The sequence below is a fragment of the Streptococcus mitis genome (assembly GCF_001281025.1).
GTDB classification, from domain to species: Bacteria; Bacillota; Bacilli; order Lactobacillales; family Streptococcaceae; genus Streptococcus; species Streptococcus mitis_AK.
Window position 1 is genome coordinate 1,207,417 of the sequence record NZ_CP012646.1, and the last position, 13,785, is coordinate 1,221,201.

A 13,785-nucleotide genomic window follows, 5' to 3' on the forward strand; every position below is an offset into this window, starting at 1 on the left:
ATGGGATTATTTGACCGTCTATTCGGAAAAAAAGAAGAACCTAAAATCGAAGAAGTTGTAAAAGAAGCTCTGGAAAATCTTGATTTGTCTGAAGATACAGAAGCTGAGGAAGTTTCTCAAGAAGATGCAGAAGTTGAAATTGTTGAACAAGCTGAGCTCCAAGAAGATAAAATCCAAGACACAGTTGAAGAAAGTCTGGATTCAGAGCCAGTTGTAGAGATTCCTCAAGAAGAAATAGAAGAATTTGTAAACTCAGAAGAAGTCTCAGAGAAAGAGAATTATGAGTTCCTAGAGACTGTAGAAGAAAATAGTTCTGAAGTGCTTGAACCAGAAACGTCTCAAGTAGAAGAAACTGTTCAGGAAAAATATGATCGTAGTCTTAAGAAAACTCGTACAGGCTTCGGTGCTCGTTTGAATGCCTTCTTTGCCAATTTCCGCTCTGTCGATGAAGAATTCTTCGAGGAACTGGAAGAATTACTGATCATGAGTGACGTTGGTGTCCAGGTGGCTTCTAATTTAACTGAGGAACTACGCTACGAAGCCAAGCTTGAAAACGCCAAGAAACCTGACGCACTACGCCGTGTCATCATTGAGAAATTGGTTGAGCTTTATGAAAAGGATGGTAACTACGATGAAAGAATCCACTTCCAAGATGGCTTGACAGTCATGCTCTTTGTTGGGGTTAATGGTGTTGGGAAAACAACTTCTATCGGAAAACTCGCACACCGCTACAAACAAGCTGGCAAGAAAGTCATGTTGGTTGCGGCAGATACCTTCCGTGCTGGTGCCGTTGCCCAATTAGCAGAATGGGGACGCCGTGTGGATGTTCCAGTTGTGACTGGACCTGAAAAAGCTGACCCAGCCAGCGTGGTCTTTGATGGAATGGAACGTGCCGTGTCTGAAGGTATCGATATTCTCATGATTGATACTGCTGGTCGTCTGCAAAATAAGGATAATCTTATGGCTGAGTTGGAAAAGATTGGTCGTATTATCAAACGTGTTGTGCCAGAAGCACCCCATGAAACCTTCTTAGCTCTTGATGCATCAACAGGTCAAAATGCCCTGGTGCAGGCCAAAGAATTTTCAAAAATTACCCCTTTGACAGGAATTGTCTTGACTAAGATTGATGGAACTGCTCGAGGTGGTGTTGTTCTAGCTATTCGAGAAGAGCTCAATATTCCTGTAAAATTGATTGGTTTTGGTGAAAAAATCGATGATATTGGAGAGTTTAACTCAGAAAACTTTATGAAGGGTCTCTTGGAAGGCTTAATCTAATTAGAAGTAAAAATCCTGCAAGGCATAAACTTGCAGGAAATTTTTTTATTCTAAACGACCATCTTGACGATAGGCGATATCTGGTTGCCAAGTCCATTTGGCACCGAATTTTTCAAGTAAGTCAAAGCTAGCTTGAGGTCCCATGCTTCCAGCTTTATAGTCATGAAGTGGGGCACCATTTTCAGCCCAGAGTTCTTCGATACGGTCAATCAATTTCCACGACGCACCAACTTCATCCCAGTGGCTAAAGTTAGTTGAGTTGTTATTTAGGACATCATAAATCAATTTTTCGTATGGTTCTGGAGAGGCACCAGTTGCGGTCGCATCTGTACGGTAATCAAGTGAGTTCGGAGCTAAGTTGAATTCTTCTCCTACTTGCTTCCCATTTAGGCTAAGAGAGAAGCCTTCTGTTGGTTGGATATAGATGGTCAAAATGTTTGGAGCAAGTGGTTCTCCAAAGATAGAATCCATTTGTTTAAAGACGATGTTGACATGAGTTCCTTTTTCAGTCAGTCGTTTACCTGTACGGAAGAAGAAAGGAACACCACGGAATCGATCGCTGTCTACAAAGAAGGCACCTGATGCAAAGGTTTCAGTTGTTGATTCTGGATTTACATTTGGCTCGCTACGATAAGAGATGTATTTCATGCCATCAATCTTACCAGAGCGGTATTGACCACGGATAAAGTGTTCTTTAAGTTCTTCATCAGTTGGATGATAGAGGTTTTTAAAGACCTTAATCTTTTCGGCACGAATCTCATCTTTTGTGAAGCTTGCTGGCTTATCCATGGCAAGGAGGGAAAGCAGTTGTAGAGTGTGGTTCTGTACCATGTCACGGAGGGCACCAGACTCATCATAGTAGCCACCACGTTCTTCTACACCCAAGCGCTCCGCAAAGGTAATTTGAACATTGTCGATAAAGTCCTTGTTCCAAACGTTTTCAAAAATCAAGTTTGCAAAGCGAACTGCAAAGATACTTTGGATCATTTCCTTACCAAGATAATGGTCGATACGGAAAATTTGTTCTTCGTCAAATGTTGCTAGGAGCTCGTCATTCAACTTGCTTGCAGTTGCGTAATCTGTACCAAATGGTTTTTCAACGATTAAACGTTCAAAACCTTTACCATCCACAATGTTTTCAGACTTGAGGTGTTTTGCGATAGTTCCAAAGAACTGAGGTGCCATAGACAAGAAGAAGAGCTTGTTGTGTTCAGCTTGGTACTTGTCATTTAGTTCAGCCTGCAATTGACGCAAAGCAATGTAGTGTTCCGTATCATTGACATCATGACTTTGATAGTAGAAGTGGCTAGCGAACTCTTGAGCCTGTTCGGTACTATCTGCCAAATCAAGGATCGATTCGACTACAACAGATTCAAAATATTCCTTGCTCCAAGGACGACGAGCAGTTCCAATGACTGCAAAGTGCTCGGAAAGATTGCCGGATTTATATAGTCTAAAAAGGGAAGGGTAGAGCTTGCGTTTAGCCAGGTCTCCACTCGCACCGAAAATTGTAACAATAACCTTAGATGACATCTAGCTACCTAATTTCTATTTTTATTCCTAGTCTTGCTAGGTATGAGGAAATCTCATTTCATAAACTTAATTCTAACATAATTTTGCGAAAAATCAAAAAATCCAATACGAGATAGAAAAAAACTGCAAGGAAATCCTTACAGTTTGAGTTTAGACGTTTAAGACCTTGTCCAAGAAATCTTTCAGACGTGGGTGTTGAGGGTTATCAAAGATTTGGTCAGGTGTTCCGTCTTCAAGGAACTCGCCATCTGCAGTAAAGATAACGCGGTTGGCAACCTGACGAGCAAATCCCATCTCATGGGTTACGATAATCATGGTCATGCCTTGTTTAGCCAAGTCTTTCATAACGTTTAGTACGTCTCCGACCATTTCAGGGTCAAGGGCAGAAGTTGGTTCATCAAAGAGCATGATGTCTGGATTCATTGCTAGTCCACGAGCGATGGCCACACGTTGTTTTTGACCACCTGATAGGCTATCTGGGTTGGCATTAGCTTTATCTGCTAGTCCAACCTTTTCAAGCAGCTCCATTCCCAATTTCTCAGCTTCTTCCTTAGTCATCAACTTGTGCTCAATAGGAGCAAAGGTAATGTTGTCCAATACAGACATGTGTGGGAAGAGGTTGAAGTGTTGGAACACCATTCCGATATTTTCACGGACGTGGTCAACATTGGTTGTTTTTTCAGTTAAGTCATAACCGTTCACAGTGATGTGACCGCTAGTAACTTCTTCTAGAAGATTGAGGCTACGGAGGAAAGTTGACTTACCAGAACCTGAAGGCCCGATGATACAGACAACATCTCCTTCATAGAATTTAGTCGTAATTCCTTTTAAAACCTCATTTTTTCCATAATACTTATGTAAATCATTTACATCAATTTTTAATTTTGCCATTAACGAATCCTCTTTTCTAAGCGTTTCGCTAGTCTAGTCAAAAGTGTGATAATTACAAGATAGAAGATAGCAAGGATTGCATACATCTTGAAACTTTGGTAGTTACGAGCGATGATTATCTTACCAGTTTGGAAGAGTTCAACCAAACCGATAGCAGATACGATGGTTGTATCTTTAAGTGCGATAACGAATTGGTTAACAAAGTTTGGCAACATCAATTTAGTTGCTTGTGGCAAGATAATCTTACGCATGGTTTTTCCATAAGAGATACCCAAGCTTCGGCTGGCTTCCATTTGGCCAACTGGAACGGCTTGAATACCACCACGAACGATTTCAGCGATATAAGCAGCCGCATTGAGTGAGAGGGCAATGGTACCAGCCACAAAGTCGTTAATTGGACTTTGTTGGCCTGTGATAGACTCGATGAAGTTTGGAATTCCCCAGAAGATGAAGGCTGCAAGAATCATCAATGGAATACCACGGATAACGTCCACGAAAATCTCAGAGATCACACGAAGAGATTTGTATGGGCTAACGCTAAACATACCGAAGATAATCCCGATAACAATGGCAATAGCAAATGAGATAAGAGCTAAAGCAAGAGTGATACCAAGCCCGCTAAGGAGTTGTTTGTAGTTATTTTGAAGCAAGCCCCAGATAGTTGTCTCATCAACAGTGCTTGTTGAAGCGGTTGAAGACTCATTAGCTAGGTATTTATCAAGAATCTTTTGGAATTCTCCGTTTGCTTTAAGGTTTGCAAGTCCGTTGTTGAACATTTCAATCAATTCTGGATTTGTTCCTTTTTTAACGGCAAAGGCTGTTTCACCGATTGGAGTTCCAGCGATTGGAGTTTTCAATTTTTGCCCTTGGCTGATAGAATATTTGAGGACAGGCTCATCATCCATAACGGCATCAATGGCACCAGTGTTTAAACTGTCATACATTGAAGAACCATCAGCGAAGGTTTTGATTTTGTAACCGTATTTGCTTTGATTTTCTGTTAGGAAGGTTTGAGAAGCAGTTCCGTTTTTAACACCGACTGTCTTCCCTTTCAAATCTTCATAAGAAGCAATGGCACTTGATTCTTTGACACCAAGGATAGTATTGGCAGTGTAGTATGATTCTGAAAAGTCAAAAGTTGCTTTACGAGCATCTGTGACAGACATACCAGCAATGATACCATCTGCTTGACCAGCTTGGACAGCGTTAATAGCGGCATCGAAACCAGGGTTGATGATTTCAATTTCAAAACCTTGGTCTTTAGCGATTGCCTTAATCAAGTCCATATCAATACCAGTGTATTGGTTGCTTGAATTTTGGAAAACAAAAGGTGCAAAAGAAGAATCGCTGGCAATGATGTATTTAGCTTTAACAGGAATAGCTTTTAAGCCCGCTAGAGTAGTTGTAGTTGGAACTGCTGAAGATGATGAAGCAGTCCATTTCTTGATGATTTTATCAAGACTACCATCTTTTTTCATTTCAGCCAAGGCTTGGTTAAATTCAGTGACTAGGTGCTCGTATTTGCTTCCTTTTTTAACACCGAAAGCAAAACTTCCTACAGCTTCACCATCCATTTCAATATGGAGGTCTTGGCCTTGGTTGATGGCATATTCGATAACAGGTTTATCATCCATCATAGCATCAATGGCACCAGCACTCAAGCTGTTGTTCATCAAATCACCAGTGTCAAATGTTTTAATAGTAAAACCGTATTTATCCTTGATACTTTCAAGGAAACGTTGAGCGGCTGTTCCGTTTTTAACACCAACAGTTTTTCCTTTTAATTGGTCATATTTACTAATCTTGTGTGACTTAGTAGTTGCAATGACAACTTTTGTATCATAGTAAGTATCAGACATGGTGAAAACTTTTTCACGTTCTTTAGTCTTTGTCATCCCTGCCATGATAGCGTCAGCTTGACCAGCTTGAACCGCATTGACCGCTGCGTCAAATCCAGGATAGGACATCTGAATGTTCCATCCTTTAATCTCAGCCACTTTGTTGATAATGTCAACATCAATTCCTTTATAAGTTTGATCTGAATCTTTAAACTCAAAAGGTGCATAGGCGGTATCAGAAACAATCTTAATCGTCTCTGCTTTTGCAATACCTAATGAGAAAATTGGGAATAAAATTAGCAAAAATGCTAGAAATTTTTTCTTCATTTTTAGTCTCCTTTTCCGAATATTTTCCCATTATATCAGAAAAAGTAAAAAAAGGCAAATTTTTATTTTTTCGTGTTAGAAAATATAACATTGTTTTTTCTTTTCTTTCTTGAACTGCTACCACAAAGTGCTATAATAATAGTATATACTAGAAGAAAAGAGGACAGGAATATGAAGAACAAAAGAATATTTAAAGACTTCCAAGCTTCCAAAATGCGGTTAAACCTTTACACAAGCCCCTTGTTAGCCTTTGCTTTTGTCTTCATAGGAGAGTTTGTGGCTTATACTCTGTATGGTATTAGTTTGTTAGCTCTCATCGGACTTGCTAGAAATTTTGGAGAGGCTGGTCAAAATCTTGCAATCTACTTGCAGACTTTGCATGCGAGCTTGACGGATAAATCAAGTGACTTTCATTTAATTTTAGAATTGCTGGCCTTTGGTTTCGTTCTCAACACTGTGTTCAGATGGACTAGAAAAGTTGAGAAAAGACCTATTCGAACTTTAGGATTTTATAAAGAAAATTTCCTCAGTAATCTTCTTAAGGGATTTGGTTTAGGTCTGGCACTTTTTCTTCTGACCTTGTTAGGTTTAGTAGCATTAGGGCAATATCGTTTTGAGTCTATTCACTTGAATCCTTATTCGCTTACCTTTGTTGTCTTTACTATCCCTTTTTGGATTTTACAGGGGACAACAGAAGAAGTGGTAGCCCGTGCCTGGCTCCTTCCTCAATTGGCCTCAAGAACCAATCTAAAACTTGCTGTTCTTATATCTAGCCTATTCTTTACCCTGCTTCATATGGGCAATTCTGGTCTAACACCTCTATCTCTAATGAATCTCTTCTTATTCGGAGTTGCCATGGCTCTTTACCTTTTCAAAACTGATACAGTTTGGGGTGTTGCAGGTATTCATGGGGCCTGGAATTTTGCTCAGGGAAATCTCTTTGGGATTTTAGTTAGTGGTCAGCCGTCTGGGACATCGCTGATGACCTTTTTACCACAAGGTAATCAAGATTGGCTATCAGGTGGTTCTTTTGGCATAGAAGGTTCCATTATGACAAGTCTGGTATTGCTAATGCTGATTGTCTATCTCGCCCATCAATTAAAGAAAGAAAATGAAAGGATGTGACTTCGGTCTGTCCTTTTCTTCGTGAAAATTCTATAAGTATGCTAAAATAGGAATAGCACATGGAAAGAGGATTCTTATGATCAATCGCATTAAAGATAATCAATTTAAACTAGTATCAAAATATCAACCATCAGGAGATCAACCCCAAGCTATCGAGCAGTTGGTAGATAATATCGAGGGTGGAGAAAAAGCTCAGATTCTGATGGGGGCGACCGGAACAGGGAAGACCTATACCATGAGTCAGGTCATTTCCAAAGTCAATAAACCTACTCTGGTCATTGCTCACAATAAGACGCTTGCTGGTCAGCTCTATGGGGAGTTTAAGGAATTTTTCCCTGAAAATGCAGTTGAGTACTTTGTGTCTTACTATGATTATTACCAACCTGAGGCCTATGTCCCTTCTAGCGATACCTATATTGAAAAGGATAGTTCTGTCAACGACGAGATTGACAAGCTCCGTCACTCAGCGACTTCGGCTCTTTTGGAGCGTAATGATGTTATTGTCGTGGCCTCAGTCTCTTGTATCTATGGTTTGGGTTCGCCCAAGGAATACGCTGATAGTGTCGTTAGTCTCCGTCCTGGTCTAGAGATTTCTCGTGATAAACTCTTGAATGACTTGGTCGATATTCAGTTTGAACGTAATGATATTGATTTCCAACGGGGAAGATTTCGTGTGCGTGGGGATGTGGTGGAGATTTTCCCAGCTTCCCGTGATGAACACGCTTTTCGAGTAGAATTTTTTGGGGATGAGATTGACCGTATTCGTGAGGTTGAGGCCCTAACTGGACAGGTATTGGGAGAAGTGGATCATTTGGCGATTTTCCCTGCGACTCACTTTGTGACCAATGACGACCACATGGAAGTTGCTATTGCAAAGATTCAAGCAGAATTAGAAGAGCAACTAGCTGTCTTTGAGAAGGAAGGCAAACTGCTTGAAGCCCAACGATTGAAACAGCGGACAGAGTATGATATTGAGATGTTGCGTGAGATGGGCTATACCAATGGGGTTGAAAATTATTCTCGCCACATGGATGGACGGAGCGAAGGAGAGCCTCCTTATACGCTTCTCGACTTTTTCCCAGATGATTTCTTGATTATGATTGATGAGAGCCACATGACTATGGGGCAGATTAAGGGCATGTACAATGGAGACCGCTCTCGTAAGGAAATGCTTGTTAATTATGGTTTCCGTTTGCCATCAGCTTTGGACAATCGACCTCTCCGTCGGGAGGAGTTTGAGAGTCACGTTCATCAGATTGTTTACGTTTCAGCGACACCTGGTGACTATGAAAATGAACAGACCGAGACAGTGATTGAGCAAATCATTCGACCAACAGGTCTTTTGGATCCTGAGGTAGAAGTCCGTCCGACTATGGGACAGATTGATGACCTCTTAGGTGAAATCAATGCCCGTGTTGAAAAGAACGAGCGTACCTTTATTACCACTTTAACCAAGAAAATGGCAGAAGATTTGACCGACTACTTCAAGGAAATGGGCATCAAGGTCAAGTACATGCACTCGGATATCAAGACCTTGGAGCGGACAGAGATTATCCGTGACCTGCGCTTGGGTGTCTTTGATGTCTTGGTCGGAATCAACCTGCTCCGTGAAGGAATTGACGTTCCTGAAGTAAGCCTCGTAGCTATTCTCGATGCTGACAAAGAAGGTTTCCTTCGTAACGAGCGTGGACTTATCCAGACCATTGGACGTGCTGCCCGTAACAGCGAAGGCCATGTCATCATGTATGCGGACACGGTTACCCAGTCTATGCAACGTGCTATCGATGAAACGGCCCGCCGTCGGAAAATCCAGATGGCCTATAATGAAGAACACGGTATTGTGCCTCAGACAATCAAGAAAGAAATCCGTGACCTGATTGCTGTGACCAAGGCAGTTGCTAAGGAAGAGGACAAAGAAGTCGATATCAATAGCCTCAACAAACAAGAGCGCAAAGAACTCGTCAAGAAACTGGAAAAACAAATGCAAGAAGCCGTCGAAGTGCTTGACTTTGAACTAGCAGCTCAGATTCGTGATATGATGCTGGAAGTCAAGGCCTTGGATTAGGGGAATTTTATGAATATTTTAGTTATCAATGGACATCCTGATAAAGAAAGTTACTGCCAAGCAATTTTTCAAACGATTGTAGAAAGTATAGACTCAAAGAGACATGAACTTGAAGTGATTAATCTTAATGAGGAAGAGTTTGATCCTGTTTTACGTTATGGTTATCGACAAAGGATGGAGGACGATCTGTTCATTCTACGCTCTCAAGAATTAATCCAGTGGGCAGATCATTTAATTTTTGTTTATCCTATTTGGTGGAGTAGTATGCCTAGTCTATTGAAAGGTTGGATTGATCGTGTTTTTACGCCAGGCATTGCATACTCCGCAAATAATCGAGGAAGCTTTATTTTGAACTACTTGAGAGGTAAACAGTTCAAAAAGTTACTAAAAGGAAAAACAGCTAGTATCTATGCAACCTCCATGGCACCAACTTGGTGGTATAAAGTATTTTCAGGTCCGATTAACATTCCAGACAGTTATGGAATATCAGTATTAAAGAATGCTGTATTGAATCACTGTGGCATAAAAACAAAGAGGGTTTCAATCTTGGGAGAGTTAGGCCGTGAAGTAAATACAAGTTCAACAAGACAAAAATTTCTACAAAAAGTAGCAAAGGAAGTCAGGATGTTAGATTAAGGAAAAGAAAATAAATGACGATTATTGTCAAATCAATGGAAACTCCTGAAGAGATAGAAGGTAAATCCCATGTTCACTGGCAAACGTGGAGAGAAGCTTATGACGACCTTTTGCCTGCAGAATTTCAGGAGACAATGACATTAGAAAGATGTCGATTCTTTAGTCAAAAATATCCAGAAAATACATTGATCGCGATGGATGGCATGAAGGTAGTTGGTTTTATCAGTTATGGAAACTTTCGTGATGAGACTATTCAAGCTGGCGAAATTATTGCCTTATATGTTTTAAAAGATTATTATGGAAAAGGTATTGCACAAAAGTTAATAAAAGCAGCTTTGATTGCTCTTAATCATTTTTCTGAAATTTTCTTATGGGTATTGAAAGATAATAAGCGCGCAATTGCTTTCTATCAAAAAATGGGTTTTACTTTTGATGGACAAGAAAAAATACTTGAACTTGGAAAGCCTATAAAGGAAAAACGAATGGTATTTTATTCTAAATAATTTTAAAAAGTAGAATCTAGAATCTCTGGTACCAAGTCTGAAAATTTAATAAATTAGAAAGCGAGTAAATTTATGTCCCGTTCTCAATTAACGATTTTAACCAATATCTGTCTGATTGAAGACCTCGAAACTCAGCGCGTGGTGATGCAGTATCGCTCTCCCGAGACCAATCGCTGGTCTGGTTATGCCTTTCCAGGAGGACATGTAGAAAATGGCGAGTCTTTCGCAGAGTCTGTCATTCGTGAAATTTATGAAGAGACAGGATTAACCGTTCAAAATCCTCAACTTGTCGGCATTAAAAATTGGCCACTAGATACAGGTGGGCGCTATATTGTCGTTTGTTATAAGGCGACTGAGTTCTCTGGTAGCCTTCGCTCTTCAGATGAAGGAGAAGTTTCTTGGGTGCAAAAAGACCAGATTCCAAACTTGGATCTGGCCTATGATATGTTACCCTTGATGGAGATGATGGAAGCTCCGGACAAATCTGAATTTTTCTACCGTCATCGTATAGAAGATGGCTGGGAGAAGAAAATCTTCTAGTCTTTTACTAAATAACCTAGCTGATCCAAGGCCTCCTCGATATAGCGGAGGTCTTGCTGTGTTTCAGCTTCGACTAGGTGGTAATGGATGCCATCTGTCAATTCAGACAGAGGTCTAAAATCTGAATGCTCGACTTGTTCTAGAAAATGTTGCACATCTCTGCGACAAGACAGTTTCAGCAAGGTTTCGATTTCTCCATAAACGGGATGGTCAATCAAGGTATTTTGAACACGTCCACCATTATCAACGATAGCAAGGAGTTCTTGACCGATTTCTTCAACTTCATGTTTCACTTTGAAAAGTTTGTGAACATAAGGATTGGTTTCAATTTGCTTATAGATGTAGCCACGATTAGTGGATAGGATAGGAGCGCCATCGGCTCTCAAAATTGCAATGTCTTGTACAATGACCTGGCGTGTGACATGAAAATGTTCTGCCAAACTTTGGCCATTAAGGGCTTTGGGAGCTTCTTTCAAGAGTTGGAGCAGAGCTTGTTTGCGATCTTTTGTCATAGCTTTTCCTTTTAACGACGTTTTCGAAGCACTTTATAGACAGCTAGTGCTAATGTATAGTCTACCATACTATGGATAATTGTGCCAAATCCAACTAGTACAAATAGAACATAAAACATATTTTCTACATTGGTACCAGAAGTTGCGTAAAAAACGACACAGGCCAATACTTCAGCAAGGGCATGGATAAGCGCTAAAACAAAGTTAAAAATCCAGGAAGATTTTGGTTTATCAAGGGTTTCGGGGAATTTTTGTAGGTAAAGAGCTCCTAGAGTCCCAAAAAAGATATGGGAAAAAGCTCGAAATACGATAACCATGGGATAGCCAGCCATCAAAAATCCAAAACTAGAGGCTATGATGACAAAAATTGCCATCAAGGGCGACAAGAACATAGCGATAAAAATAGCGATGTGGCTTCCCAAAGTGTAAGAAGCAGGCGGAATGACAATCTTAAAAGGCATAACAATTGGAATCAAAATCGCAATAGCCGTTAAAAGAGCAGTCATTGTCATAAATTGTGTCTTTTTCCGTGTGTTCATAAGAATCTCCTTTTTTCTGTATATACACTAGTATAGTACAATAAACAAGACAATAAAGCAAGGATTTACTTGAGTTTATAGGTCGTTTTTTAGTTAAAAGTTAGTAAAGATTTCACTAAAAAGAAACTGTATAGAGCAAAATCTCCACCTTCAAGCTTGAAAGTGGAGATGTTTTTATTTTTTCAAAGTCTGTAGTCTTGGAACAATGGCTAGGGTTAGAACTGCGGAAATGACTAATTCGGCAATAGAATTTGTTGAGATAACAGTTGCCAGAAGTAGTTTGATATTTCCATCAAAAACATTTCCAAATAGGAAGAAGATTCCACCAAGGACAAAGACTGTGTTGGTAAGTGAACCAAGGGCACCAGCTAGAATCAAACCAGTTTTATTTTTCATCAGTTTATAGACTAGATACGGAGTTAAACCAATCAAAATACGTGGGACGATAGCTATGATAGCTGAGTAGATGTTTCCGTTTGGTACAAAAGGTGAGAAGAGGTAGCTTGTCGGCAGAATCGTAATTGTATTAACCGTCAAACTAAGTAGCCCCATCAAAAATCCAAGTGTAACCCCAACGCGTGGACCGTAAATAATGCTGGCAATAATGACAGGAATATGAACAATGGTCGGTTTGATTGGAAATGGAAAAAGGTTAAAGACAAGCGAGCTCAGAAAGTGTATCACGAGCATGGTTGCAAAAAAGATAGCAATAGGTGCAATATTAGAGCGTTTTTTCATCGAGAGTTTCCTTTATTCTTTCTAAAATAATTGTGAGGTCAGCTAAGGCTCCTCGTCCGTGGTCTCCACAAGCTAGTAGGGATTCCTTAGGAGCAATCAGCTGATACCCGTAGGCTTCTAATGTTTTTAGATTAGCCTGAGTTGCTGGATGGTCATACATTTTTGTATTCATAGCAGGAGCTATTAGTTTGGGAATATGACTTGGCAGGGCTAGAGCTGTACAGGTCACCATATTGTCCGCAAAGCCAAGGGCTAGTTTTGCAATAGTGTTAGCAGTTGCAGGGGCTACGATGAATAAATCTGCTTTTTTTCCAAGTTCGATATGATTGACTTGATCAGGATAGGGTTCCTTCATGGCATCCAAGTGGACGGAATTCCGTGAGAGTACCTGTAGTGTCAAAGGTTGGATAAACTCTGTAGCAGCCTGGGTCATTAAGACAGTGACTTGATGACCTTGTTTTTTTAGAGAACTGACTAAATCTGCCGACTTGTAAGAGGCGATTGAGCCCGTTACAGCCAAGAGAATGTTTGCCATAGCTTTCCTTTCTATGAATGATAGGCTTGAATTTTTTCAAGGAGGAGTTCTGCAATTTCTTCTTTAGTCTGGACTGTTTGAAGCTGATCTTTTTCAACAAAGATTGCACGATGCTGGTTTGGTGAGATTTGAGTCAGGTCATTCGCAATGATTAAGTCAGCTTGGTTCTTGATAAGACTTTTTCTGGCAATCTCGATGAGATAATCCTCAGAGACATCAACCAGCAGTTTGAAACCAATCAGATGAATAGCAGGATTCCATTTCTTGACTAGAGAGATGATTTTGGGTGTTTTTTTCAGGAATAAAACCTGAACCTCATCAGTTGAAGAAATCTTAGCTTGATGATTCTGCCTGCTTAAAAATTCTTCTAGATTGGAGCTAGCCTGAACTTCCTCAAGTCCTGCCATATAAACAGGAGTGTAATCAGATACGGCCATTGAGTGAATCAAGACCTGATAATCCTGAATACGTTCTTTCATTTCAAGAAGAAGATCCTTGGTATTGTTAATTTCTCGAATACTTAGATTAGGATGGGCTACTGGCTTCACAGCTCGTTTTGTCGTTATCAAACAAACTTCATGTCCTGCAGCAAGCAGGGTTTCAGTGATGATTTTCCCCAAGCGACCTGTAGAATGGTTAGTGATAGAGCGGACGCTATCGATAGCCTCACTGGTACCGCCCGATGTAACTAAAATTTTCATAGCACTATTGTACACAAAAATAAACGG

14 protein-coding genes are annotated in these 13,785 nt (G+C 40.3%); 6 read left to right on the forward strand and 8 right to left on the reverse strand.

Annotated elements, in window-relative coordinates; genetic code table 11:
- Positions 1 to 1,275, forward strand: coding sequence for a signal recognition particle-docking protein FtsY (gene ftsY, locus RN80_RS05915; RefSeq protein ID WP_060628191.1), 1,275 nt, complete (start codon positions 1 to 3; stop codon positions 1,273 to 1,275).
- Between the two features lie 45 nt (positions 1,276 to 1,320).
- Here ftsY and zwf read toward each other — a convergent pair whose 3' ends face one another.
- The 3 genes from zwf to RN80_RS05930 all read right to left on the reverse strand — a co-directional run bounded on the left by zwf (position 1,321) and on the right by RN80_RS05930 (position 5,864).
- The gene (zwf, locus tag RN80_RS05920; protein ID WP_060628194.1) at positions 1,321 to 2,808 is read right to left on the reverse strand and encodes a glucose-6-phosphate dehydrogenase; all 1,488 of its coding nucleotides are present in this window, start codon (positions 2,806 to 2,808) and stop codon (positions 1,321 to 1,323) included.
- A 150-nt stretch (positions 2,809 to 2,958) separates the two neighbouring features.
- On the reverse strand, positions 2,959 to 3,699 hold the full coding sequence (locus tag RN80_RS05925; protein WP_060628196.1) for an amino acid ABC transporter ATP-binding protein: 741 nt from the start codon (positions 3,697 to 3,699) through the stop codon (positions 2,959 to 2,961).
- Complete coding sequence (locus tag RN80_RS05930) at positions 3,699 to 5,864, reverse strand: ABC transporter substrate-binding protein/permease (protein WP_060628198.1); 2,166 nt, start codon at positions 5,862 to 5,864, stop codon at positions 3,699 to 3,701. Before RN80_RS05930 ends, RN80_RS05925 begins: the two co-directional genes overlap by 1 nt.
- 171 nt (positions 5,865 to 6,035) lie before the next feature.
- Between RN80_RS05930 and RN80_RS05935 the strand changes: the two genes are divergently transcribed.
- From RN80_RS05935 to RN80_RS05955, 5 genes are all read left to right on the forward strand, one after another.
- Positions 6,036 to 6,989, forward strand: a complete 954-nt coding sequence (locus RN80_RS05935; protein ID WP_060628199.1) for a CPBP family intramembrane glutamic endopeptidase — start codon at positions 6,036 to 6,038, stop codon at positions 6,987 to 6,989.
- Between the two features lie 76 nt (positions 6,990 to 7,065).
- Entirely contained in the window at positions 7,066 to 9,054 is a 1,989-nt protein-coding gene (gene uvrB / locus RN80_RS05940) for an excinuclease ABC subunit UvrB (RefSeq protein ID WP_060628201.1), read from the forward strand.
- A gap of 9 nt (positions 9,055 to 9,063) precedes the next feature.
- Complete coding sequence (locus RN80_RS05945) at positions 9,064 to 9,690, forward strand: NAD(P)H-dependent oxidoreductase (RefSeq protein ID WP_060628203.1); 627 nt, start codon at positions 9,064 to 9,066, stop codon at positions 9,688 to 9,690.
- Between the two features lie 14 nt (positions 9,691 to 9,704).
- Complete coding sequence (locus tag RN80_RS05950; RefSeq protein WP_060628204.1) at positions 9,705 to 10,193, forward strand: GNAT family N-acetyltransferase; 489 nt, start codon at positions 9,705 to 9,707, stop codon at positions 10,191 to 10,193.
- A gap of 72 nt (positions 10,194 to 10,265) precedes the next feature.
- The gene (locus RN80_RS05955; protein ID WP_060628205.1) at positions 10,266 to 10,733 is read left to right on the forward strand and encodes an 8-oxo-dGTP diphosphatase; all 468 of its coding nucleotides are present in this window, start codon (positions 10,266 to 10,268) and stop codon (positions 10,731 to 10,733) included.
- On the opposite strand, the gene RN80_RS05960 is transcribed toward RN80_RS05955, so the two are convergent.
- The 5 genes from RN80_RS05960 to coaB form a co-directional block, all read right to left on the reverse strand.
- Positions 10,730 to 11,245: a transcription repressor NadR gene (locus tag RN80_RS05960; RefSeq protein WP_000159184.1), complete on the reverse strand. Its 516-nt coding sequence runs from the start codon at positions 11,243 to 11,245 to the stop codon at positions 10,730 to 10,732. The two genes, RN80_RS05955 and RN80_RS05960, sit on opposite strands and share 4 nt — an antisense overlap.
- A gap of 11 nt (positions 11,246 to 11,256) precedes the next feature.
- Positions 11,257 to 11,784 carry an ECF transporter S component gene (locus RN80_RS05965; protein WP_060628206.1) on the reverse strand — a complete coding sequence of 176 codons (528 nt, stop codon included), beginning with the start codon at positions 11,782 to 11,784 and terminating at the stop codon, positions 11,257 to 11,259.
- Positions 11,785 to 11,958: 174 nt separating this feature from the next.
- A complete protein-coding gene (locus RN80_RS05970; protein ID WP_049509370.1) occupies positions 11,959 to 12,522 on the reverse strand; it encodes an ECF transporter S component in 564 nt (187 codons plus the stop codon).
- Positions 12,506 to 13,057 (reverse strand): phosphopantothenoylcysteine decarboxylase, encoded by a 552-nt coding sequence (gene coaC, locus RN80_RS05975; RefSeq protein ID WP_001284133.1) that lies wholly within the window; start codon positions 13,055 to 13,057, stop codon positions 12,506 to 12,508. The genes RN80_RS05970 and coaC overlap by 17 nt, the downstream gene beginning before the upstream one ends.
- Before the next feature lie 11 nt (positions 13,058 to 13,068).
- Positions 13,069 to 13,758: a phosphopantothenate--cysteine ligase gene (coaB, locus tag RN80_RS05980; RefSeq protein WP_000699520.1), complete on the reverse strand. Its 690-nt coding sequence runs from the start codon at positions 13,756 to 13,758 to the stop codon at positions 13,069 to 13,071.
- Between the last annotated feature and the right edge of the window lie 27 nt (positions 13,759 to 13,785).

Bases quoted from the DNA above. Each gene is read 5' to 3' on its own strand.
- ftsY (WP_060628191.1), top strand. From the start codon at position 1: ATGGGATTATTTGACCGTCTATTCGGAAAAAAAGAAGAACCTAAAATC.
- coaC (WP_001284133.1), bottom strand. From the start codon at position 13,057: ATGGCAAACATTCTCTTGGCTGTAACGGGCTCAATCGCCTCTTACAAG.
- RN80_RS05925 (WP_060628196.1), bottom strand. From the start codon at position 3,699: ATGGCAAAATTAAAAATTGATGTAAATGATTTACATAAGTATTATGGA.
- RN80_RS05960 (WP_000159184.1), bottom strand. From the start codon at position 11,245: ATGACAAAAGATCGCAAACAAGCTCTGCTCCAACTCTTGAAAGAAGCT.
- RN80_RS05945 (WP_060628203.1), top strand. From the start codon at position 9,064: ATGAATATTTTAGTTATCAATGGACATCCTGATAAAGAAAGTTACTGC.
- RN80_RS05970 (WP_049509370.1), bottom strand. From the start codon at position 12,522: ATGAAAAAACGCTCTAATATTGCACCTATTGCTATCTTTTTTGCAACC.
- uvrB (WP_060628201.1), top strand. From the start codon at position 7,066: ATGATCAATCGCATTAAAGATAATCAATTTAAACTAGTATCAAAATAT.
- RN80_RS05935 (WP_060628199.1), top strand. From the start codon at position 6,036: ATGAAGAACAAAAGAATATTTAAAGACTTCCAAGCTTCCAAAATGCGG.
- RN80_RS05965 (WP_060628206.1), bottom strand. From the start codon at position 11,784: ATGAACACACGGAAAAAGACACAATTTATGACAATGACTGCTCTTTTA.
- zwf (WP_060628194.1), bottom strand. From the start codon at position 2,808: ATGTCATCTAAGGTTATTGTTACAATTTTCGGTGCGAGTGGAGACCTG.
- RN80_RS05950 (WP_060628204.1), top strand. From the start codon at position 9,705: ATGACGATTATTGTCAAATCAATGGAAACTCCTGAAGAGATAGAAGGT.
- RN80_RS05930 (WP_060628198.1), bottom strand. From the start codon at position 5,864: ATGAAGAAAAAATTTCTAGCATTTTTGCTAATTTTATTCCCAATTTTC.
- coaB (WP_000699520.1), bottom strand. From the start codon at position 13,758: ATGAAAATTTTAGTTACATCGGGCGGTACCAGTGAGGCTATCGATAGC.
- RN80_RS05955 (WP_060628205.1), top strand. From the start codon at position 10,266: ATGTCCCGTTCTCAATTAACGATTTTAACCAATATCTGTCTGATTGAA.